Annotated in this window: 24 protein-coding genes; 7 read left to right on the top strand and 17 right to left on the bottom strand. The window is 44.8% G+C overall.

Annotated features, from left to right (window positions below; translation table 11 throughout):
* Positions 1 to 151: 151 nt before the first annotated feature.
* Genes ftsX through ftsY form a run of 3 tightly spaced genes read right to left on the bottom strand, consistent with a single transcriptional unit; the run spans position 152 to position 3,027 of the window.
* A complete protein-coding gene (gene ftsX, locus R7E42_RS19770; RefSeq protein WP_005378695.1) occupies positions 152 to 1,120 on the bottom strand; it encodes a permease-like cell division protein FtsX in 969 nt (322 codons plus the stop codon).
* Positions 1,110 to 1,784, bottom strand: a complete 675-nt coding sequence (ftsE, locus tag R7E42_RS19775; protein WP_005378697.1) for a cell division ATP-binding protein FtsE — start codon at positions 1,782 to 1,784, stop codon at positions 1,110 to 1,112. The genes ftsX and ftsE overlap by 11 nt, the downstream gene beginning before the upstream one ends.
* A 22-nt stretch (positions 1,785 to 1,806) precedes the next feature.
* A complete protein-coding gene (gene ftsY / locus R7E42_RS19780) occupies positions 1,807 to 3,027 on the bottom strand; it encodes a signal recognition particle-docking protein FtsY (protein ID WP_213883918.1) in 1,221 nt (406 codons plus the stop codon).
* Between the two features lie 230 nt (positions 3,028 to 3,257).
* Between ftsY and rsmD the strand changes: the two genes are divergently transcribed.
* Both rsmD and R7E42_RS19790 read left to right on the top strand, forming a co-directional pair.
* Positions 3,258 to 3,857 carry a 16S rRNA (guanine(966)-N(2))-methyltransferase RsmD gene (rsmD, locus tag R7E42_RS19785; protein WP_318072938.1) on the top strand — a complete coding sequence of 200 codons (600 nt, stop codon included), beginning with the start codon at positions 3,258 to 3,260 and terminating at the stop codon, positions 3,855 to 3,857.
* Between the two features lie 25 nt (positions 3,858 to 3,882).
* Entirely contained in the window at positions 3,883 to 4,149 is a 267-nt protein-coding gene (locus tag R7E42_RS19790; protein ID WP_005378704.1) for a DUF1145 domain-containing protein, read from the top strand.
* A gap of 57 nt (positions 4,150 to 4,206) precedes the next feature.
* Here R7E42_RS19790 and R7E42_RS19795 read toward each other — a convergent pair whose 3' ends face one another.
* The 4 genes from R7E42_RS19795 to R7E42_RS19810 form a co-directional block, all read right to left on the bottom strand.
* The gene (locus tag R7E42_RS19795; protein WP_005389671.1) at positions 4,207 to 4,791 is read right to left on the bottom strand and encodes a YhgN family NAAT transporter; all 585 of its coding nucleotides are present in this window, start codon (positions 4,789 to 4,791) and stop codon (positions 4,207 to 4,209) included.
* A gap of 106 nt (positions 4,792 to 4,897) precedes the next feature.
* Positions 4,898 to 5,119 carry a YecH family metal-binding protein gene (locus R7E42_RS19800; protein WP_005378711.1) on the bottom strand — a complete coding sequence of 74 codons (222 nt, stop codon included), beginning with the start codon at positions 5,117 to 5,119 and terminating at the stop codon, positions 4,898 to 4,900.
* A 69-nt stretch (positions 5,120 to 5,188) separates the two neighbouring features.
* Positions 5,189 to 5,809, bottom strand: a complete 621-nt coding sequence (locus R7E42_RS19805) for a lysoplasmalogenase (protein WP_005389670.1) — start codon at positions 5,807 to 5,809, stop codon at positions 5,189 to 5,191.
* Positions 5,810 to 6,890: 1,081 nt separating this feature from the next.
* Positions 6,891 to 7,259 (bottom strand): hypothetical protein, encoded by a 369-nt coding sequence (locus tag R7E42_RS19810; protein ID WP_005378717.1) that lies wholly within the window; start codon positions 7,257 to 7,259, stop codon positions 6,891 to 6,893.
* A 327-nt stretch (positions 7,260 to 7,586) separates the two neighbouring features.
* On the opposite strand from R7E42_RS19810, the gene R7E42_RS19815 reads away from it, so the two are divergent.
* On the top strand, positions 7,587 to 7,916 hold the full coding sequence (locus R7E42_RS19815) for a DUF2500 domain-containing protein (RefSeq protein ID WP_005389668.1): 330 nt from the start codon (positions 7,587 to 7,589) through the stop codon (positions 7,914 to 7,916).
* Here the strand turns inward: R7E42_RS19815 and R7E42_RS19820 are convergent.
* The 7 genes from R7E42_RS19820 to rhtB all read right to left on the bottom strand — a co-directional run bounded on the left by R7E42_RS19820 (position 7,913) and on the right by rhtB (position 14,588).
* Positions 7,913 to 8,926, bottom strand: a complete 1,014-nt coding sequence (locus R7E42_RS19820; RefSeq protein WP_213967236.1) for an acyltransferase — start codon at positions 8,924 to 8,926, stop codon at positions 7,913 to 7,915. The genes R7E42_RS19815 and R7E42_RS19820 overlap by 4 nt on opposite strands.
* Before the next feature lie 283 nt (positions 8,927 to 9,209).
* Positions 9,210 to 10,427, bottom strand: a complete 1,218-nt coding sequence (gene arsJ, locus R7E42_RS19825) for an organoarsenical effux MFS transporter ArsJ (protein WP_005378722.1) — start codon at positions 10,425 to 10,427, stop codon at positions 9,210 to 9,212.
* A 254-nt stretch (positions 10,428 to 10,681) separates the two neighbouring features.
* A complete protein-coding gene (locus R7E42_RS19830) occupies positions 10,682 to 11,176 on the bottom strand; it encodes a cyclin-dependent kinase inhibitor 3 family protein (protein WP_005383629.1) in 495 nt (164 codons plus the stop codon).
* Positions 11,177 to 11,188: 12 nt separating this feature from the next.
* Positions 11,189 to 12,190, bottom strand: a complete 1,002-nt coding sequence (locus R7E42_RS19835; RefSeq protein ID WP_005383630.1) for an ArsJ-associated glyceraldehyde-3-phosphate dehydrogenase — start codon at positions 12,188 to 12,190, stop codon at positions 11,189 to 11,191.
* Between the two features lie 42 nt (positions 12,191 to 12,232).
* On the bottom strand, positions 12,233 to 12,568 hold the full coding sequence (locus tag R7E42_RS19840; RefSeq protein ID WP_005378730.1) for a metalloregulator ArsR/SmtB family transcription factor: 336 nt from the start codon (positions 12,566 to 12,568) through the stop codon (positions 12,233 to 12,235).
* 154 nt (positions 12,569 to 12,722) lie between these two features.
* Positions 12,723 to 13,946: an EAL and HDOD domain-containing protein gene (locus R7E42_RS19845; protein ID WP_239932634.1), complete on the bottom strand. Its 1,224-nt coding sequence runs from the start codon at positions 13,944 to 13,946 to the stop codon at positions 12,723 to 12,725.
* 24 nt (positions 13,947 to 13,970) lie between these two features.
* Entirely contained in the window at positions 13,971 to 14,588 is a 618-nt protein-coding gene (gene rhtB, locus R7E42_RS19850; protein ID WP_005378732.1) for a homoserine/homoserine lactone efflux protein, read from the bottom strand.
* A gap of 65 nt (positions 14,589 to 14,653) precedes the next feature.
* Here rhtB and R7E42_RS19855 point away from each other — a divergent pair, with 65 nt between their 5' ends.
* Together R7E42_RS19855 and R7E42_RS19860 are read left to right on the top strand one after the other, a co-directional pair.
* Positions 14,654 to 15,664: an alpha/beta fold hydrolase gene (locus R7E42_RS19855; protein WP_005378733.1), complete on the top strand. Its 1,011-nt coding sequence runs from the start codon at positions 14,654 to 14,656 to the stop codon at positions 15,662 to 15,664.
* 245 nt (positions 15,665 to 15,909) lie between these two features.
* On the top strand, positions 15,910 to 16,734 hold the full coding sequence (locus tag R7E42_RS19860; RefSeq protein WP_017636084.1) for a Cof-type HAD-IIB family hydrolase: 825 nt from the start codon (positions 15,910 to 15,912) through the stop codon (positions 16,732 to 16,734).
* Positions 16,735 to 16,784: 50 nt separating this feature from the next.
* Here R7E42_RS19860 and R7E42_RS19865 read toward each other — a convergent pair whose 3' ends face one another.
* Positions 16,785 to 17,255, bottom strand: a complete 471-nt coding sequence (locus R7E42_RS19865) for an EVE domain-containing protein (RefSeq protein ID WP_005378735.1) — start codon at positions 17,253 to 17,255, stop codon at positions 16,785 to 16,787.
* A 47-nt stretch (positions 17,256 to 17,302) separates the two neighbouring features.
* Here R7E42_RS19865 and R7E42_RS19870 point away from each other — a divergent pair, with 47 nt between their 5' ends.
* Both R7E42_RS19870 and R7E42_RS19875 read left to right on the top strand, forming a co-directional pair.
* Positions 17,303 to 18,853 (top strand): hypothetical protein, encoded by a 1,551-nt coding sequence (locus R7E42_RS19870; protein WP_318072939.1) that lies wholly within the window; start codon positions 17,303 to 17,305, stop codon positions 18,851 to 18,853.
* The gene (locus R7E42_RS19875; protein ID WP_318072940.1) at positions 18,853 to 19,449 is read left to right on the top strand and encodes a tRNA-uridine aminocarboxypropyltransferase; all 597 of its coding nucleotides are present in this window, start codon (positions 18,853 to 18,855) and stop codon (positions 19,447 to 19,449) included. Before R7E42_RS19870 ends, R7E42_RS19875 begins: the two co-directional genes overlap by 1 nt.
* Before the next feature lie 83 nt (positions 19,450 to 19,532).
* On the opposite strand, the gene R7E42_RS19880 is transcribed toward R7E42_RS19875, so the two are convergent.
* Together R7E42_RS19880 and yigB are read right to left on the bottom strand one after the other, a co-directional pair.
* A complete protein-coding gene (locus R7E42_RS19880) occupies positions 19,533 to 22,019 on the bottom strand; it encodes an EAL domain-containing protein (RefSeq protein ID WP_318071171.1) in 2,487 nt (828 codons plus the stop codon).
* 138 nt (positions 22,020 to 22,157) lie between these two features.
* Complete coding sequence (yigB, locus tag R7E42_RS19885) at positions 22,158 to 22,874, bottom strand: 5-amino-6-(5-phospho-D-ribitylamino)uracil phosphatase YigB (protein WP_053350826.1); 717 nt, start codon at positions 22,872 to 22,874, stop codon at positions 22,158 to 22,160.
* Between the last annotated feature and the right edge of the window lie 3 nt (positions 22,875 to 22,877).

Here is a 22,877-nt window from a genome sequence, read left to right on the forward strand (position 1 = left end):
GGAGCATTACATTGCAATTTAGCTTCGATATCTTGAACTCAAAATGAACAAGTTTCAAGAAGGGGAAGCAATTATCCATAAACATTTGGTCTAAGCAAGGGTTCAAAATTAGCTAGTGCTAATAAAATCCAAGTAATAAGACCGCCATCACTTAAACTGGTTCAATTTCTTTTAAATGTCGTTGCGCAGAAAAACGCGCCGCAATACATCCCAAAAGACTCCCAATGATGATTAATAACAAAGATTCATCCCAACTTAGACCAATCAGGCGGAACTGGCTATCGTACAACGCAGCAAGGTCTTCCACCGCACTATTCATGACAATGGTCACTAAAGCCGTTACCAACCACGCAATAGTGGCACCTAACACGCCAAACCACATGCCTGTGTACAAGTAAGGGCGCAGAATAAAACTGTCCGTCGCACCGATCAGTTTCATGGTTTGAATCTCTTCTTTATTCGCCAGCACATTAAATCGCAATGTATTGCCAACGATTAAAAATACCGCACCGAGCATCAGTACTGTCAGGGTAATGACAATAATACTCGCGAGAGTTTTGATGGCATCAAGACGCGCCAGCCAGTCTTCGTCAAGTCTCACGTCGGTCACATCTTGTTGCTCTCGAACGTCTTTGGCTAATGACTGAATATCACTTTTTAGCTCCGAATCTGGCGTAATCACCAACACACCAGGTAGCGCATAGCCACTTAAAAGACTGATAGCTTGGTCGAACCCTGCATATTGGCTTAAATCAGATAGACCTTGTTGCGGTGAAATATATTCTACCTCTTTTACCAAAGGCCAAGTTTCAATTTGATCTTTGAGAACCATCACTCGCGCATCCGGCATGCCTTCAACTAAGTAAGCACTAACTTGTGAAGGAGAAGCGACATCTTCCGCTGCCCCCGCAACGTTTTTCCCCAATAGATACAAACAAGCTGGCATGGCAAGTGCCATGGAGATGACCGCTAGGGTCAGAATGTTGCCTAGTGGTCGTTGCCATAAGGCGCTAAAAGAGGATTTAGCTTGTTTTGCGTGGACAGAGAAAAAACCATCGGTATTCGCACGCTTGGCACTACGGCCTTTCCCCTTCTTTTGGGAGTGCTTGTTACCTGCCATAGTCTTCTACCTCACTTAGGAAGCCTTGGTTCAATTCAAAATGACGATACTGTGGGCGAGTGTTTACTAACCCCACATCGTGCGTGGCAAGTAAGATTGTCACGCCCGCACGGTTAAATTCTTCGAATAGACGCAACACACGGTTGGATAATTCTGGGTCAAGGTTACCCGTAGGCTCATCAGCCACCAGCAACGTTGGTCGATTAACCACAGCACGGGCAATACCGACGCGCTGTTGCTCACCACCAGAAAGTTGACTAGGTAGACAACGAGCTTTATCGAGTAAGCCCGTTTTATCTAACGCCGCAGAAACACGTCGTTTGATTTCGTTTTCAGAAATCGATTCGATACGCATTGGCAGAGCGACATTGTCGTACACACTGCGATCCATCAATAGGCGATGATCTTGAAAAACAATCCCAATATTGCGGCGCAAAAAAGGGATGTCTTTGCCTGGAATACGCGTGATGTCGTGGCCATTAAAATGGATTTTGCCATCGGTTGGTCGCTCTATCGCGCAGATCAATTTCAGCAAGGTACTTTTACCAGCCCCGGAATGTCCGCCTAAAAACGCCATTTCACCGCGCCTCAGGTGAAAATCGACTTTTTGCAGTGCTTGTCGACCACCTCGGTAAGCTTTGCTTACTTGCTGAAATTTGATCACCGTTGATTTCCTCTAACTCTTTTTATTCTTCACGACTAAACAGTGCGTCAATAAACTCTTGAGTTTCAAATGGACGCAAGTCTTCGATACCTTCACCCACACCAATGTAACGAATTGGAATACCGAACTGATCAGCAATAGCGAAAATTACGCCGCCCTTGGCTGTACCATCCAGCTTAGTCAAAGTAATCCCGGTTAGAGGGGCAACATCACTGAAAAGTTTCGCTTGGCTAATGGCATTTTGTCCTGTACCTGCGTCAAGCGTTAGCATGATCTCATGTGGTGCAGATTCATCAATTTTCTTCATCACACGTACAATCTTACGCAGCTCTTCCATTAGGTTCGCTTTGTTCTGTAGACGACCTGCTGTATCAGCAATCACCACATCCACACCACGTGCTTTTGCCGCTTCAATCGCATCATAGATAACAGAGGCACTGTCTGCGCCAGTATGTTGAGCAATCACAGGAACATTATTACGTTCACCCCACACTTGTAGCTGCTCAACCGCTGCGGCACGGAAAGTATCGCCCGCCGCTAGCATCACTTTTTTGCCTTGAGTTTGGAACTGCTTCGCTAGCTTACCGATGGTCGTGGTTTTACCCACGCCATTTACACCTACCATCAAGATGACGTAAGGCGTTTTGTTGCTATCGATTTCTAGTGGCTGTTCGACTTTAGAAAGAATCTCAGCCATTTCTTCTTTCAACAAACCATAAAGGGCTTCGCCGTCTTTCAGATCGCCACGTGTGGCTTTTTCTGTCAGGTTGTTGATGATTTTTGTTGTGGTATTCATGCCCACATCAGCAATAAGCAGTTGCTCTTCTAGCTCTTCAAATAAGTCCTCATCGATTTTCTTACCACTGAATAGACCGAAGAAGCCAGCACCAATATTTGCTTTTGTTCGGCTTAGGCTGCGTTTAAGACGAGCAAAAAAGCTTTCTGTTGGCTTTTCTTGTTCTTGAACACGAGGCGCGGCCGATACGACTTCTGGCTCTTCTGCTTCTGCTTCTGCTTCTGCTTCTGCTTCTGCTTCTGCTGGGGCAGCCTCTGATTGTTTCTCTTCTTCTTCAAGTTCTGGCGTTGCTTCCGCTTGCTCAGCAACCGCTTCGGTTTGCTGCTCTTCAGAAGGCGCTTCCACTGCTTCTTCTTTTACTGTTTCTTCAGTTTTTGGTTTTGGGCTTTGTTCTTCGTCACCAAAACCTAGCCACGAAAGTAATCCGCGCTTCTTTTTTTCCGTCATCTGGGGCTATCCTAGATTGTTCTTTTATCTATTAATGACTCTTTTTTGACAAGATTATTATCTGTCTAAAAAAGGCTAATGACAAAGTTCTGAAAACTTTCCGATTAGGTAATTCTAATCTTATTAGTGTTACACTCTGTCATCTTGAATATTCTGGGCTGTATCCAAGCTCCAAGCTCATTGCTTGGGCGATTAGATATAGTATCACTTTATTAGCGGTCAAAAAATCTATGGTAAGATGTCGCCAGCAAAACTCATCACAAAAAAAGCCAACAACGGGCTTTGTTCGCATTATTAGTGGCTTATGGAGAGGCAGAAAACTTCCTGTACACGATGCTGAAGGCTTACGCCCCACGACCGATCGCGTCAAAGAAACGCTGTTTAACTGGTTAGCTCAAGATGTACCACAGGCAAAATGTCTCGACTTGTTTGCTGGCTCTGGCGGCTTGGGATTTGAGTCAGCTTCGCGCCAAGCAGAGCAAGTGACCATGGTTGAGCTAAACCCACAAGCTTTCCAACAGTTACAAAAGAATGTTGCCTCTCTTAACGCGAACAACATCCAAGTGGTAAATACCGATGCACTGAGTTTTTTGAAGCAACCGGGTTCTGCTCACCATGTGGTGTTTATTGACCCACCGTTTCGCAAAGGTCTATTGGATGAGACCGTGGCTCTGCTAGAACAAAATGGCTGGCTCGCGGAAGATGCGATGATTTATATTGAAACAGAAAAAGAACTCAATATTGCCGACTTACCAGAAAACTGGCAATTACATCGGGAAAAAACAGCAGGCCAAGTGAGCTATCGTCTGTACGAACGTACCTCCGCATAACGCCTCGATTTAAAAGGATACTTAAATGAAAGCACTAATTATGCTGGCCAAAGCGGCTATCGCCTTTGTTTGGTTAGTATTAATCCTAAATATTTTTATGCCCTTTCCCGGCAATGCCGCGATTGCGCTATACATCATGACCGCTTTTTTGTTCATCATGCACGGTTTACAAATGGCCATCTTCATTGGTGCATTTGGCGACAAAATAAAAATGAGCAGTTGGGAAAAATATTCAATCCTGATTTTTGGTATTTTTGCCCTACTCGATATTCGTCGTAAACACATGATGTAATCGCTCAGATACGAAAAAGCCGCTCTTGTGAGCGGCTTTTTTTCTGCGTTTCGTTCGTCACCCAATGTAACTTTTTACACCATCCAAGAACATTTGAGTGGAGATCATCACCAGTAACAAGCCCATTAAGCGTTCTACCGCCTTCAAGCCACGTTCACCCAACAAGCGATTAAAGAAGCCATAAAACATCAGTATAAAAAATGTTGCGCCCCACGCAATTACGACTGATGCTGACATTTCCAACATTTTCTCTGGATGTTGCGAAGACAGTAAAAGCAAGGCTGCAATCACTGAAGGGCCCGCGATCATAGGAATGGCCATCGGAACAATAAAGGGCTCCTCGCCTGCTGCCAGTCCAGTGATGCTGCCAGCACTCGGGAAAATCATCTTAATCGCAATAATGAAGAGAATAATGCCACCTGAAATGCTGAGCGTTTCTGGCTGGACATGCAAAAAACTTAAGATGCTTTGTCCTGCAAACAGAAACAGCATCAAGATCAGTAAGGCAAACAGTAGTTCACGAATCAATACCTTACGACGACGCTTGGGATCGATATGTTTGAGAATAGACAACACAATCGGCAAGTTACCGAGGGGGTCCATGATTAGAAACAGCATGGTCGCTGCAGAAAGAATGTCCATATTCTGGCCTCACCTAAAAAATGGCGGCCAGTGTATAGCAAACTGACAACATGAGTATATGACTGAGGGCGAAAACACCATATTCACCCTCGATCTTAGCCGCCGTTTAGTGATTGCAAACTCGCGCCATATTGACCACAAACTTACCTTCAAGCTCACGAATTTTGTCGCGCTTGAGCAAAAATGCTAGTAATGCATCTAAGTCTAGATCATTCAGTTTACAGGTGTGAAAGCGAACGCTAGCGCCAAAGTGCTGTGTGAGGGCTTCGCGATCCATTGGTGTTTCTCTAAGTAGGTTTAGCAGCTCGTGAGCATGGATTTCACTCATTATTGACTCCAGTTATCAAGAACAATGCGTTCAGTTTACTGAAATCCTCAAGAGCTGCTTTGACTTAAATTAGTAAATGATTGAGGCAACAATGAGGGCATGAGCAAAAAAGTAACTACCACTCACCCACAAATAGGCGTGTTTCATCGGTTTTCGATAACCGTGTATCGCGTATGCCAGCGCCGAATAGATCAGAACTAAGGTTCCGCTAAAGCCGATAGCATTGGCGTAACTCGGCACTTGTAACCAAACTTCACCGGCTGCCCAAGCAAGTTGAACCAGCATCATCCCCATGATCACAACAGGGAATACCAGAGAGTCGAGTTGAGGCAGCAACAAAAAGAACGCCACGATACTCGCTGCAAGCAGCAGGGCCAACAGCCACCAGACAATCTCACCATTAAGCTGCACCCAAAATGACTTGCTGTAGCATACCTGGGCAACCAGATAAGCCGTAAAATAGATTAGCTTACGAGTTTTAAACGAGTGCAGCGTATCTGCCACCATAGACACAATAAGCCCACCCGCAATCCAGTAGGTATATGTTGCGGATGCACCTTGAGTTAACACCAACACAAGAAGAAGTAGCAGAGTAAAGATTTTAAACACGAGGGATTGTGTCGGGTTAGCTTGCTTTGCTCCCAACACGGAATACACACCTGATAGCCCTATCGCCAGCCAACTCCACATGCAGTATACACCTTTTACTTAAACTCGCCGCTAGTCTAGGTAGACCAGTTTTGATGTAAAGACACAATCTACGAAAGTTGGATCTCGCTAGCGATTCGAAACATTTTGTAACCCTCAGCCTACGTAATAATAAAGCCGATGAGCCAGAATGATGCCACTAAACATTGGGGCCAAGCTTTGCTCATCAGCCGAACCCATCAAATCACACGACACAATAACCAACGCTTTCTAAAACTATTTAACTGAAAAACAGATAAGTGCTCCAGGTAAGCCGCCATTTCACAAACTGACGATTAAACCACCAGGATGTATGTAATGCAGGCAACAAGAATAAATAACAGACACAAAATAGAAAATAGTCTTGGTAGCGCCCTAAGAGAGGATAAACTACTGATGACTAGGGGTAAAAACTAAGAAAACCGACCTTAATTCAGTAAAAAAAACATCAGACAAGAAAAGTAAGCCAATGATAAATAAAACCATAATTTCAATAACAGATAAAAGTGCGGACTTCATAAACCATAAAATCACTAAACACTTTTGAAGCCCATATTTTCTCATAAGGTAAGAAAATCTCACTCCATGCTTTCGATTTGACGATGCAACCTCATAGCACATTTTTTAATTTTCTCAATTTTTGAGAAATACAGACAAAATAAACACCCAACATACCATTCGAAACAAAAAACAATTACAAAGCCAACATCACAAACCATTTAGTATTATAAAATCATACACTTAAAACAAAAAAGAATAGAAATAAAACAATGTGAACACTTTAAATACAGCACAAAAAACATAGTTTCATTAGTCATAATCACGTAAAACCAGACAAGTTAAGTGTGGTTTTTGAAAAGATTAACTAGCATATGTTGATCAAACCCCAAAAACAGTGCTATATTAAATTCATCGAGTTCATCAAAGATTAAGGGGTAGTGTTATGATTTCATCTTCTCAAAAACAAGGGCTGGTTATGATTGCAGTGGTTGTGGGTTTAATGACACTGCCAATGATGTACTAACCCAATGATTTAAAATAAAAAAGGACGCAAATGCGTCCTTTTTTATTTATCTGTATAGCTCTACTGAATGTGCTTAGACAAAATATCCCAGTGCATATAGTAGAAACCAAGAGCGGCCAGCGTAATCAACGTCATTAGCAAAATTGCTGTACGCCAAATAAAGCGAGAGCTTCTTGGTGTCAGCTCTTTTTCACAAGCATCACATGCCGCCATAAAGCCTTTACGATCATCCAGCTTGTAATCGTCTTCGTGCACCACTTTGTTACGCACGGTTGCGATGAATCGAAGCTTTGCTATCACGTCATGCGGTAAACGTTCTTCACAACTATTAATAAGTTGGTGCAACCCTTTCCCTTCTGCATGGTACTGAGTACGCAAAAGTTTTTCGATCGTTCGGGTACGCATGACTACTTTTTCAATATCTGACATCGTAACCCTCCTTACCAGACCCTTCCTATGTTCATTATTTTTATTCTTCTATAAATTTAGAGCTTTTTCGAGCCGTTAAGTGCAATTTTACTTTCAATTTGTGCCCTTGAGCTCATATAGCCTAACAAGTGAAAGCCGCTTCGTTCAGCTTTAGTGACTTCGCTTGCAGATGAAGCGACGATTTCATCGTGCATCATTAAGATAAATCGTGAAGTGCGCCGAATAATCTCCATATCCCTTTCATTAGATTATGAATAAGTTACCTCAACTCATCGTTTCGTCAGCGAGTTCTGTAGAATGGGACCCGATAAAACATTGGAGGTTAATATGCCAATCTCACTTATTGTCGCCCTATTCGCCCTTATTGCCTTGGGCGCGTGGGTGTTTTTCCGTTTTTATAGTAAGCACTATGTGGGCGAAGACGCTCCAGAGCAAAGCGCGCAGGTAACGGTTCTAGATAAACAAGCGATAGACATCCCAAACGCACCACCAGGTCAAGACGATCAAGAGTATTGGATTTACGTTCAACGTGGTTCTATCGGTCCAAAGCGTGAATTCCAAATTGGAGTGCATTACTACCATGCACTCAACCCTGGAGATAAGGGAACACTGACCTATCGCGGCAACAAGTTCCTTCACTTCGCTATCAAACGTTAAGGCAGTAACCAACGGGTCTTGGCAGAACGAGAAAAGAGATAGCTCATCGCCAAGGCTCCAGCTCCACTTAGAACGATCCAGACTGGAATCACCCACGCAGGATGTCCTGTGTACCAACCGAACTCTTTCATCGGCCATAAGAAAATAGGGTGAAGTAAGTAAATCCCCAAGCTGTGCTGACTGATCACACTTACCACTTTTTGTACTTTTGTTGATAAGCCTTCACCAAAGTAACGCCCGATCATAAAAATCATCGAAGCCGCTAGAATCACATTCAGTGTTTTATAAGAGAGCCAGCGCCCAACCGTATACTTCTCCGCCTCTAAGCTATTTGTCACAACCATAGTAAAAGTCACTGCCAACGCCACGAGTCCTAGCCCAACAAATAAGGTCACCATAGAGCGATTCAAAGGTACCTTTTGAAATAAAACATACCCCAGTGGAAGGTAACCCATATAAAGCCACATCTGATTACTCCAAGGGCCATCAATCTTGAACAAGAACAGAGTGCTGGTGAAAAGCCAAAATGCGAGATAGGTATACAAGACGTTGTCATCCACGTTGCGTACCATCCATTGAAACAGCGGAATCACAAAATACAGTGGTATAAAGTAATAGAAAAAGCCGAGATGGTAATACGTTGCGTGGAATGGGCTATTGCTTAATACCTCTTTTACGGTTTCAAAATCAAAGCCTTGAGAAGTCCAACCTGAAAGGTATGCATAAAACATCGACCAAATAAGAAATGGAACTAAAACTTTGCCCAAACGCCTTTTGATATAATACTTACCGTCAAATGGTCGAGTGTCACTGAGCATTAGCGCTCCGGTGATCAAAATAAAAACTGGCACTGCCCAGCGGGTTACGCTATTCACGCCTACCGCTGTCAGCCATTGGTCAAATGGAATCACTCCTAACTCATTTCGATACGGTGCCAAGACGTGAATGGCGATCACTGCTACCGCTGCGAAGCAGCGCAATAAATCAAAAAACAGAACCCTTTCTCTCATACCTTTCCCTACTTTGAGTCGCTTATCGTTTATAGCATAGGGTAAATCTCAACCAGTGAAATAGTTAACAATCTGTTTTTGCTTATTTTTAACTCAACAATGACCTACAACGGGGATTTCATCACCACTCTAATCACTTAACGAGAACCAAAAACCAAGCATCAGTATTCACTCTCGATGCCAAACCGAAACAATCTGATTACAGCAAACGGCGCATAAGAAACAAAAATGGCTCCGATTTGGAGCCATTTATACCATCTACAGATAGCGATACTGGGGGTAGTTACGCAGTAGCAACATTAGCTTTTGGCAACTTAATTGAAATCAGCGTCGTCAGTGCCAAGAAAGCAAAAGAAACCCATAAGCACGCTGCAAGACCAGCCTCTTGGTAGATCCAACCCGATAATACCGTGCCAATCAAACGTCCCATCGCATTGGCCATGTAGTAAAAACCGACATCCAACGAGACGCCATCGCCTTTAGCGTAGCTCACTATCAAGTACGAGTGCAGCGAAGAGTTAATGGCAAACACAGCGCCAAAAATCATCAAACCTACCACAATCACCAGTTCAGGCTGCCAACCGATTTGCACACCATAAGCAATACCAGCCGTAATTAACGCTAGGATTCCTGCCCACACCAATGCTGCACTACCATCAGGCACACGACCTTGCGCTTTGCCAGTAATACGCGGCGCAAAGCCTTGCACAAACCCATAAGCAATGACCCACGCTGCGAGAAAGCTACCAACCCACAAGTGATCCCAGCCAAACACGCTACCAAGATAAATAGGCAGAGCAACGACAAACCACACATCACGAGCACCAAACAAGAACATGCGTGCTGCGGATAAAATGTTTATCGATTCAGACTTGGAGAATATTTGGCGAAACTTAGGTTTACTCTTTGCTTTACCCATGTCCGCTTCTAGCCAGATCATGCTGCAAACAAACACTAATGTAAGTACACCCGCCATAATAAACATCGAGTTTTGAAAACCCACCCAAGACAGCAGCAAGCCACCAACAAAAAAGCCCGCTCCTTTGAGTGCATTCTTCGAGCCAGTCAAAATCGCTACCCATTTGTAGAGCGCACCTTGCTGTTCGTCTGGTACTAGCGTTTTAATCGCGCTCTTAGCACTCATTTTGTTCAGATCTTTGGCAATCCCCGACAGAGCTTGCGCTGCCATCACCCAAGGAATGGTCAGCCATGCATTTGGTACTGCGAGCATCAGCAACGCAAACACTTGCATCGCTAAACCAATGTTCATGGTTTTATTTAGGCCTAACCTTGCGCCCAACCAACCACCAACCAGGTTTGTCACCACACCAAAAAATTCATAGAAAAGAAACAGTGAGGCAATAGCTAACGTGGAATAACCTAAGTCATGAAAATAGAGCACCACCAGCATACGCAGTGCGCCATCGGTCACCGTAAAGTTCCAATAGTTAAACGTCACTAACATGTACTGACGAATACTTTTGCTTAATTGAGAAATCATATTGACCTCATATGTACAGCGATAGAAGCATTTAGATCATCATGTTCTAAATACTTCCTAACCTGTACAGCAACATTGACCAATACAATGTTGCTGTGATTTTCAAAAAATGCCCCAACATCAATAAAAAGCAAAATACACCTTAAAAACAATGTATTAGTTAATATTAATGGCTTTTTTTGTAAACAGTCGTATCCTGAAGAAGCTCGAATTTAGCTTTTGGATCATAATGAACCAAAAGCTATTTAAGCTGATCAAGCGTCTTGAGCCACGCGTTCGATGTACTCAACTTGCACAGGTTTTGTAAATGCACCAGGGCGCAATGCCTGTACTTCTCGCACGATATCTTCTAACTGCCATTCCTTTTCTAGGAGTAGGTGAGCAGCGAACAAACCTGTGCGCCCCGAACCACCCATGCAATGCATCGCAACTTTGCCACCTTGAGCAAGAATCGCGTGCAGTTCCGGACTGGCTTGTTGCCACTTCGTCGCAAATTCTTCATTTGGTGCGCAGTCGTCTTCAATCTCGATCTGGAACCATTTCATTCCCAGTTGCTGAGTGGCTTCACCCAATGCAGAGACATTCTTCGCAGCTAATTCACTATCATCTAGTGCAGTAACGACCGCTTGAACACCCTGCTCTTTCAACTGTTCTAACGACGCATGCAAATCGACACCTTTCGTTCCTGGGCACGGTGTTAAGATTAAAGCACCGGAGTCCAAATCTAATTGCCATGTAGGATGAGACATTGTGACCCCCTTTTAAGCCAAACCAACGTTACGAACCAGCTCTGCTGTGCGCGTTGCATAACCCATTTCGTTATCGTACCAAGCGTAAATCTTAACCATACGAGAACCCACAACCATGGTTGATTGCGCATCAACGATGGTTGAACGTTGGTCGCCTTTATAATCGATAGAAACTAAAGGACGCTCTTCGAAGCCAAGGATGCCTTTCAAATCACCTTCAGATGCTTCTTTTAACAGTGCATTCACTTCTTCTGCCGTGGTATCACGCTTCACATCAAAAATGATGTCTGTTAACGATGCGTTTGCTAGAGGTACGCGAACCGCATGACCATTAATTTTGTCTTTTAATTCTGGGAAAATTTCGACAATCGCCTTCGCGCTACCCGTAGTGGTTGGGATAAGGCTCATGCCGCATGCTCTTGCACGGCGTAGATCTTTGTGTGGCGCATCCAAAATAGTTTGCGTATTCGTCAGGTCGTGAATGGTCGTAAAAGAAGATTGTTCGATACCCAATTTCTCATGAATGACTTTAACCACAGGTGCGATACAGTTAGTCGTACATGAAGCTGCTGTCACGATACGATGTTTTTCAGGGTCGAAAATATGGTCGTTCACGCCCACCACAATGTTCGCAATACCTTCTTCTTTCACAGGTGCGCTTACCACGACACGTTTCACGCCTTGCTCTAGGTATTTGTTTAGGAATGATGTTTTGCGATGTACGCCTGTCGCTTCAATCACAACATCACAATCAGACCAGTTCACCGCATCGATATCGCGTTGTTGAGTCGTGGCAACACGCTTGCCGTTGATGACGAGCTCACTGCCTTCGACCTGAACTCCATGATGCCAACGACCTTGCACTGAATCGAATTCTAATAAGTGACCAAGCGTAGCTGCGTCACCTGCGACATCGTTGATTAACACAAACTCCAATTCTGGCCAATCAAATGCCGCTCGCAGCGCTAAGCGACCAATTCGGCCAAAGCCATTAATTCCTACTTTAATTGTCATAGTTTTACCCTCTAATCTTCTACCTTGAATCTCTATTCGCTGTTAACAGCAAGCCTCACGACTTTTATCGTGTAAGCGTGTGATGTCGTCTTGGTATTCCTGCTTCAAACAGTTTGATGCCACTAAGTCTTCAATTAACTTTCGCATCCAACCTGGTAATTGCTGTGATAACTCGTAATACACCCATTGCCCTTGGCGTTTATCCACCAAGATGCCACTGGATCGTAACTGAGCAAGATGACGAGAAACTTTCGGCTGGCTCTCTTGTAGAGCAAACGCCAAATCGCCAACGCAAGTTTCACCTTCACGGGCCACGAGCATTAAACAACGTACGCGTGTTTCATCGGATAACAGCTTAAAAAACTGATGTGGAAGCATAATGAACATACCTATATATGGATATGCGCATATGTTTATTTAATTAAGGTATATCGTCAAGAGGAAACCGTCCATCGTCATAAAAGTTTCACATCTAACGAACAGCTTGATTGTAAAGAGAGAGATTCAAAGAGATAAAAGATAAGACCAGAAATTATGCAGTCGCGATGCTTTGACTCCAGCGAACCGCTTCACCTAAGGAGAGCTTCACTTCCTCTAAAGGCAACCCCAATTGCATCGTGATTTTTTCAACCCCTGACCAATCGGCACGCTCGTAGCACTCTTCAAGGGAAATAAGTGCGCCATAAACCCCTTTGCGATGTAATAGCGCTTGTTGTACTGAATGACTAAGCGGTAACTGCCTAACTAAAGATTCCACCGAAAGATCCAGCAACGCATCTAGAATCGACAGCAAACCAACCATGAAACCTTGTTCGTTGAGAAGAGAGAATGGCTGATAGCGCGACATCAATTGGCAAAATTGAGCTCGTTGCAATGAAAGGTGATACAGCTCTCGAGGCTTGTTACTGGAGATATACGATGCCACAACCAAAGAGACAAACTGCTTAAGGTTATCCTGGCCAAGATAAATCAATGCCTGACGAAAAGAGCTGATTTCGACAGCCAAATTCGGCGCTTGCGTATTTACAAAACGCAATAATTTATACGAAAGCGCGACATCTTGCGTAATGATGGACTCGATACGAGTAAAGTCAGGCTCAGGAGCACAAACTTCACGAAACAGTTGCAATGCCAACACTTGCTCAGGACTGACGTATTTAGTCTGCGAGACGAGTGGCTTGCTAAAAAAATAACCTTGGAAAAATTTAAAGCCAGCCGCTTTCGCTTGCTCAAACTCTTCTGCGGTTTCAACACGTTCTGCTAAAAAGTGGTATTTGACGCGTTTGGCAAGGTGTGTTTTGACCAGTTCACAGGCCTTTTCAAGCCCCATCGCCATAATGTCGAGCTTCACAATATGCACATATGGCAAAAAACGGCGCCATTCTGGTGTTAGGGTGAAGTCATCCAAAGCGATCAAGTAACCTTCTCGATAAAACTCACGAATCGCATCAAGAAGCTCATCCGTAGGTTGGCACGTTTCCAACACTTCGATGACAATTTTGTTTTTCGGCAAACTGCGCGGCAAACGTCGCACCAAGCTTTGATGAGGAAAGTTAATAAAGCATCTAGAAGAGGCAATCACTGGGTTAGTACCCAGCGATAGGAAGTTTTCGACAATCAGTCGGTATGTCGCTCGATTTGAATCAATATGTGAAGGGTATGCGTTACTCTCCCCGTCTCGAAACAACAATTCATAACCCAGCGTCTGTCTTTTTCGGTTAAAGATCGGCTGACGAGCGACATACGTTGTATTCATGCTAAAGAAGGACCTATAAATGGCTTATGACTTTGCAGCTGCTAATAATGCACCACAACCCATGAACATTGAACCGAATACTTTGTTTATTTTTCCCATGATTTTATCGGAGCGAATAAAGCGTCCCATTTGTGCTGCCAAGCTCGTGTAACCCAACATTACACACGCATCAATCACGACCGTAGTGACGCCAAGCACCAACAGTTGCGTGATTTGGTCTTTTGCCGGGTCAATAAACTGCGGGAACAACGCCACCAGAAAAACAATCGATTTAGGGTTGGTGAGGTTAATTAACACTGCCTTGTACAACAGCGCCGTGCCTGACATCTCGTTGTGGTTTTCAGCTGCGACTAAGCTTGATGTATCGCGCCATTTCTGAATCCCCAACCAAACCAGATAAGCGGCACCAACCCATTTAATGACAGAAAATGCGGTTGCTGACTGCGCGACAAGCGCACCAATACCCGCCCCCACCAGCGCGATGTGGATAACTAAACCAATTTGTAAGCCAATAATGGCACCCAGTGATTTACGGGTACCGTAACTCAAACCATTACTGATTGAGTTCACCGTGCCAGAGCCCGGAGCCAAACTAAAAACGATTGCTGTTACTACATAAGCTAACCAGACATGGGTATCCATTGCATTTCCTCACTAATTCTTCGATGATACATCGCGTAAACAACGTATCTTCAGGTAATCAACTAATGGCGACTAACCATTCACCTTTGACTTATACTCAAGAGACATTATTTGAGCAAGCAATTGGTGGTCCGATCGCAGCACTTTGGCAAACTCGCCAAGAGGGCTTTGTTAAAGGGACTGAGAAAAAGAACATTTACTGGTGCAAGCTAACCAACCCAGAGCATAAAAAAGCCGTGCTCATCGTAAATGGACGCATTGAGTCTTCCTGGAAATACCAAGAGCTGTTTTACGATCTCTACCGCCAAGGTTTCGATGTCTATTCCTTTGACCACCGCGGTCAAGGTTTATCAGATCGTTTATTATCTGACTCAGATATGGGTCACGTCTATGACTTTACTGATTATATTGATGATATGGACATCGTCGTAAAAAAACACGACCTTAGCGAATATCAACAATGCTTCATCATCGCGCACTCTATGGGCGGCGCGATCGCGACACGTTACCTGCAAACTCACCCAGAACACCCTTTTACTGGTTTGATTCTAAGTGCCCCCATGTTTGGCATTAACCTGCCATGGTACCTATCACCAATAGCGATTCCGGTCACACAAATTATGTCAGCGGTATCGACTTTGCCACGCTATGCACCAGGACATCAGGCCTATTTCCCTAAGCCCTTTGAAGATAACCCACTTAGCCAAAGTTACGGCCGCTACCAATGGTTCCGAAACCTATATACGGAAAAACCGGAACTGCAAGTCGGTGGGCCAAGCACTCGCTGGGTTTGGCAAGGGCTCATGGCCGCTAAGCAGTGCTTTTTATTAACTCGCCAAGTCAAAATACCAGTCATCCTAATCCAAGCCGGAAACGATCGGATTGTTAGCAACCTCGCGCAAAAGCGTTTTATTGATAAATTGCGGAAAACCAACCCGCACGCGGAGCTGCTTTCTATCGAAGGCGCACAGCATGAAATCTTGTTCGAGACCGATAAGTATCGTAATCAAGCGCTCGATGCGATTTTCCGCTTTATGAATGACCCTAAATCGCCATCAAACGAACAAGCACAATAAGAACTCTAGGCGACCATTTCACGACTAAGATTAAAGAGGAAATGTCTACACATCGATTTACCCTCTTTTTCATCCTCATTTTGACGTACACTGCTTGAACTTGGCTACTTTGACACTGTGTTTAACCGCATAGTGCTACGAGCCCAAGTTCCCCCCGCATTCGGAGCAGTACGATCTAGTCAGTCTGCTGTACTCCGTTTGCAATTCACCTGTTCCACACTATCCAAACCGTTTACGAGGACTTCATGAGCACATCGCTACCTTGCAAAGAGATCACCAAAATCGTTGCCTCTGATCTGGATGGCACGTTACTCGCACCTAACCATCAGCTCAGTGCTTACTCAAAAGAGACGCTAAAAGCGCTGCATGAAAAGGGTTATACCTTTGTCTTTGCAACCGGCCGTCACCACGTAGACGTTGCGAGCATCCGTCGCCAAGTTGGCATTCCAGCTTATATGATCACGTCGAATGGTGCCCGAGTGCATGACCAGGAAGATCAGCTAATGTACAGCGAGAATGTCCCTGCGGAACTGGTACAAGGCGTGATCGACACGATCAAACATGATCAAGAAATACTTATTCACATGTATCAAAATGATAGCTGGTTGATGAACAAGGATGATGAAACGTTACGTGACTTCCACGATGAATTCACTTACGTCTTATTTGATGAAGACCACGCCCCAACTGACGGTATTGCGAAAGTTTTCTTCACGCATCCAGGAGAAGACCACGAACGTTTGGTCGTATTTGAAAACAAACTACGTGAGCAGTTTGGTGATAAGCTGAACATCGCATTTTCAACGCCTTGGTGTTTGGAAGTAATGAGCGCTGGCGTGTCTAAAGGTCATGCTCTTGAAGCGGTAGCGAAAAAACTCGACCTCACGTTAGAAAACTGCGTAGCATTTGGTGATGGCATGAATGACGTAGAAATGCTGTCGATGGCAGGTAAAGGGCTAGTTATGGGTACATCACACGAAAAAGTGATGAAAGCTCTACCAAATAATGAAGTGATTGGCAGCAATGCAGAAGATGCGGTTGCACACTACCTACAAGAACACTTGCTGTAAGCTTCAATACTCCAAATAATGAAGGGCTGCACATTCGCAGCCCTTTTCTTTTATCGCTGACTTGGCAGCTTCTCTTTGCCAAGAATCGCGTCCCATTCTTCTTCTGTCACGGGCATAATCGACAAGCGATTTCCACGTTTCACCAACGGCATGTTCTCAAGTTCTGGCATCGCTTTCATCACCGACAACGGAATCACTCGCGCCGTTTTACGTACAAACTCGACATCTACCATAATCCAACGCGGGTTGTCTGGGTCTGACTTTGGATCGTAATAATCGCTTTCGGGATCGAATTGGAAATGATCGGGATAGGCTTCTCTCACAACTTTAGCAATACCTGCCACGCCAACATGTTTACAAGAAGAGTGGTAAATCAGGACTAAATCGCCCACCTTCACTTGGTCACGCATCATATTGCGCGCCTGATAATTACGAACTCCCTCCCAACATGAAACCTTTTGGGTTCGAAGCGTGTCAATAGAAAAGGTATCTGGTTCAGTTTTAAATAACCAATATGCCATAATGCCATCCGATGCCGATTGAGTAACAATAATGAGGAAGATATAACATGAAGGCTTTGAAAAACCCAGTGGCGCTTGCCACCCTGCTGGTTCTGCAAGCATGTAGTTCACAGCCGCCACAATCTGGTGCTGCTAACCCAACCTCTCCACCAGCAACCTTAGATAAGCCTGAAACCATTCAACCTCAAACTTTTATGCTGCGCGGAAAAGTGATCGTCGGTCACGAGAGCCAATACATCATGCCTTGTGGCAGCGACAAGCAATATTGGTTGCAACTATCACCACAGCAAATGCAACGAGCAATTCAGTTAAATAACGAGCCTTACCAGACCATGTATGGCGAGGTTATCGGCCACCTCAACCCACCGGGCATCGATGGGTTTTCTGCTGATTTCGATGCTAACTTTGTCGTGGAACAAGTGAACTTCCTCACAACGGAAAATCCAAACCGTTGTCAGCAACCAAACAAACCAACTCGCGTGTTTGGTAATGAGCCTTCTTGGTCGGCAAGCTTTGAGGCTAATGGACTAACATTCCAGCAAATCGGCAAACAAACCACAAAATTAGCGATTAAAAGCAGTCAGCTTCAACCTCGCCAGCGCACTTATCAACTACAAGATGGTGAGCTTCACTTAACAGAAAACCTCTGCTCAGACACAATGAGCGATTCTTTGTATGGCTGGAAAGCAACACTAAAACATGATGGCGAGACGTATCAAGGTTGTGGTATGGCTGCAAACGTCGATGCAACGCTTGGCTGGGCTAATACCTATGTCGCGACCTCAACTCAATCACAAGGTTTTGAAGTACAAATGACCTTAAACCCAGACCATAGCGCCACAACAAAATACCGTTACGCCAATGGACAAGCACCATTAATCGAGCGTGGTTACTGGCAACAGTTAAGTCCGTCTCAGGTTCAAGTTGTCATGACGCATCATCAACAGCAAAGGCTAATGTCAGAGCGACTATTTACTCGAGAAGGCAATCAGCTCAAAGCGACCAAAGAAAAAGTCGGTAACTTGGTATACCCAATCGCCGATGGTGGTTTAGTCCTTTATCCTGCCACCGTTCGTGATGAAGGCATCATGCAACCAGCCGAAAAACGCACCAACAACCCCATCGGTAGTGCTGACGTCCCTTCTAGTGCAGAGTTTGATTCAAAAGTAGATGCCGCGGTGCGCAACTACTTCTTTATCCATCAAACCACCCCCAACAATAACCAATACCGTTGGCTAACTTACGACCTCAACAGCGATGGTAACGAAGAGCTATTGGTACAGTTGGATTGGTGTGGTTCCGGAGGCTGTACATTGCTGATATTTGAACATCACGAAAAGGAATGGCGATTTAATAGCCGCATTACACTAGTGCAAAGCCCGATTATGCTCGGCCAACAAACCTCTCATGGTTGGCGAGATCTGATTTTTAATGTCAGCGGTGGCGGAGCTAAAGCGGCTCAACACGTGATGCAATACACTGGGGTTAGCTACCCACTCAACCCAAGCATGGCGCCAACGGCAACGCCGAACCAAGTCAGTGGCGTGCGTCTGTTCTCTGATGGGATAAGCCCGGTGCGAGAAGGAGTTCGTCTGTAATGTCACAACCGTGTCCAACCTGCGGTTTTCAATTCAATTGTATGTGCTCGCTAATGCCGAAACTTAACAGTGAGCACAACATCCTGCTGTTAATGCATCCGAATGAACTGAAGCGTGATACTAATACCGGCCAGCTACTAGAGCAGTGCCAACTCAACATTGAGCGAGTAATCTGGGATCGCAAACAGCCACCAGCAGAATTGCTCACTCTATTAACTGATCCGTCGCGGTATCCGGTGTTGCTCTTCCCCTGTGAAGAAAGTATCACACTCGAAGATGTGGTACTCCAAAGCCAGCAACAAACCAAAACTCCGCTGTTTATTATTTTGGATGCCACCTGGCAAGAGGCGCGCAAGATGATCAATAAGAGCCGTTGGTTAGAAGGTATCCCTACTATGGGATTGTCTGCGTCGGCGGACTCACAATATCAGCTGCGACGCAACCAACAACAAGGTAACTTGTGCACGTTTGAAGTCGCTGCACATTTGCTCGGGCAACTTGGAGAACAAAACAACCAACAACAAATGCAGCGCTTTTTTGCCCATTACCTCGCTTTGTTCCAAGCTGAAAAGAGTGGACACGCTCTTAAGCGGTAAACATTAAGCTTAGTAGAAGAATCAAACAAAAAACGCAGCCTACGCTGCGTTTTTTACGACAATAAGTTTCACGTGAAACATTATTAAAACAGTCGAGTCGGCTCGCCAAGATAGTAACCCTGCAAATAATCCACCCCCATGTCTTGTGCAATGGTACACACCTCCTGATTGTGGACGAACTCCGCCACCGTCTCCGCGTTAAACACCTGGCACAAACGCACCAACTGGGAAGCGATCTTGCGCTGTTTTAAGTCTTTATCAATATCACGAATCAAGCTGCCATCAAGCTTTATGACTTCTGGCTCCAACTTTAGGATTTCATCGATATTCGAATAGCCGGACCCAAAGTCATCAACAATGATACGCGCCCCTAAGCTTCTAAAATGACTGCACACTTCTATCATTCGGCCGTAGTCTTTGATCTGCTCAGATTCCAGCACTTCTAAACCAATTCGCCTTGGGTCATTTAGCTGGCTAATTTCATGCTCTAAAAGCATTAAAGTTTTATCACTGAGCAAATCTTGCGGCGATAAGTTTATAGAAAAGTCACCTTGCTTATCTCGCATATAATGCAACGTAGAATGAATCATGTGCCGACTTAGTCGAGTGTAAAGATGCGTATCAGAGATAATTGGCAGAAAACGCCCTGGCGCAATCACCGTTCCATCGGCTTCCAGAATACGAACCAAACATTCTTGGCTTGCCAATTTGTGGCTACCCGCATGCACAATAGGTTGGCTATAAGTGATGATATTCTGTTTGAGAATGGCTCTACTGACGCAACTTAGCCATCCAAGTTGCTCTTTACGCACATCCTCACTGACTTCAATATCTTTCGCATTACAGATATGGGTATTACTGCGTACACCGGAGCGCCTCGCTTCGATGCCTTTGAGTAAGAGCTCATCTACTGAAGCGGATGGAAAGTCTCGACGACTCACTAAGCCGCCGCATAGCGAGATAGAAAGATAATCTATTTCACGTAGACCAATTGGCTCAAAATTAGTTTGTTCTACCGCATCGGCAAAACGCGTAAAGTGCTGTTTGATGGTTTCGCTGCTTTGGTCAGCTTTAAATATGAATGCCCACTCACCAACCCCAATACTATAAAGCTGCAAAGCCGTTGGCATGCCGAAACGCTTTCGTAGTCGATTCGTAAAGTGCATTGAGAGATCTTTGAGTAATTGATCTCCCACTCGGTAGCCGTATTTTTCGTTGATATGACTAAAGTTAAGTAGCTTTAGAGTCAACAAATGCTCATCCAAATCGATGTTACTCAGCCGCTCTTGCAATGCGACCCGGTTTTGTAACCCCGTGCGACTGTCGCGTCGATAGCTTTCTTGTAACTTGCGCGTTTGGCGATCGAGTTGATATCCCATATGCGCGTTCATATGGTTGAGATCGCCGATCGCATTTCGAATCAAGCTAAACAACGGTGAAATAGAGGAGCTAACGGGCGACTTAGGCAAGTTCAATGTTTGCACTTCGTCTCCCTCTCGCATCGCTAAATACGTCAGGCTGTGATGAAGAATTTCGGGCTGACCAATACCACCATGCAGTTCCCCCATACAGTAACTACCAAACGTCGTCGCAATATCTTTGAAGGCTTGGACTTCGTCGCTGCTGTCAATAAAGTCTAACCGTGACGCGCAGTTAAAAATCATCACGACTTCAGGTTGGTGCATGGCTAACTCAACCACACCATGCCGCACTTGCTCGAGCGTTAACGAGGGATGGTTATAGCAAAATTGCACTTCGTCACCAAGACACCAGGGCCTGTCGAAGCTCATACTACCATCAGCGTGTAGCTCCGTTACCGTACAAACTTCCTTTCGCCCTAAGCTTTCTCGATACAATGGAAAGCTGAGCAGTTGACTCAGCGTCACGTCATGGCCATCCGCCAAGTAACGCTTGTATACGTCCAGCGCTTTCTTCTCTCCTAAACAATACAAGCGCGTTCCTTTTGCATGAGTGACTTTGTGTGGCATGCCAATCGGGTTCCATTCCGAATACGCATCAGTCCATAGCTTCAAAGTATCACTGTGCAAAGCTACGGCAACCACAGCGTTATCGTAAACTCGGTTTTGATATAGCACCCAGCAGCCATCGTCAATACTCTGCGCCAACCCTCCAGAAATCACTACTTCTTCACTGGCGAAGGTTTGAAACAAGGGATAGTCACGTCGTTCAATTTGCACAGCAAAGCTGAGGATCACCTGTGAATTATGCTGCATTAGAAGAGAGCGCTTGAGCTCCCCGCCATCAATATCGGGGGAGTAAGAGTAGGTTTGGACGGCAGAAGTCAGCGTGGTTTGTTCGAACTCAGTCACACTGATCAGGCAGCCAGAGGTAAATATCTCCCCCTCCAGAATGACATTACGCGTACTATGCCCCATAACATGAGCATTCGGCAGCGACGACAAAACGGCGTCTGCAAGTGTGGTCGTAATTTCGCGCGATTGCGTCGACAATATTTGTACTAAATATTGTTTATCTGAGGAAGTCGGAAAAGTGACTAAAAAGTCATTCAGTTGACTGACATCGTGAACCAGTTTTGAAAAAGCTCGCATGGACCTACCACTGCCGTAACACTATCTTCACCACGACGTGTGGCGTTACTATTTTTATTTAATAGAGAATAATTTACGTGGCTTTGCGCTGCTTTTCTAGACACAAAATGAGATTAGAATGGATTAATGCGAAAGCAATTAAAAAAGTGTGAGTAACGGCTGCAAACTATTGATTTCAATATCAGGTAAAGTACGTGTTTTTGAATGGTTAATGACATTTTTATTCATATCATTAAACCAACAGGCTGCAAAACCAGCCAACTTTGCACCATGCACATCCGTGGTTAGGTGATCACCGACATGCAGAATATTCTCCGCAGGAATATCCAAGAATCGCTTCGCTTTAGTAAACATATCGGTTGCGGGTTTCGCCAATCCATCTGGTCCTGCTTTAAGTACCTGTTGGAAATAAGGCGTAAGACCGATGCGGTCTAAATCCACATTACCGTTGGTGATTGCTACCAACGGGATGTGCTGCGCGAGTTCCTCCAGTACATCGAGGCTTTGCTGCGGCACTTCAAAACGGTTACGCCAGTCCAACGCAACGTCTACTGCGGCTTTCGCGGCGGCATGTGCTGCGTCTTCGTCGTAGCCTACTTGGGAGAAGGCTTGCTGAAGTTGCACTAAACGCCATAAAGTGACATCGCTCTTCAGCTCGGGTTGTTGCTGCACAACACGCTGCTTGAGAGCAAACCAATCCGCTTTATTCATATGGGCAACCGCTGGATGATGGTGCTTGAGCCAAGATAGCAACTCACGCTCCATGCGAACTATCACAGGATAGTTATCATAGAGGGTATCATCTAGGTCAAAGGTCATTGCCTTAATAGGCTCGATACGGCGATAAAATTTCATACT

Origin of the sequence: Vibrio sp. Vb1337, from assembly GCF_033338715.1 — a bacterium.
Taxonomy (GTDB): domain Bacteria; phylum Pseudomonadota; class Gammaproteobacteria; order Enterobacterales; family Vibrionaceae; genus Vibrio; species Vibrio alginolyticus.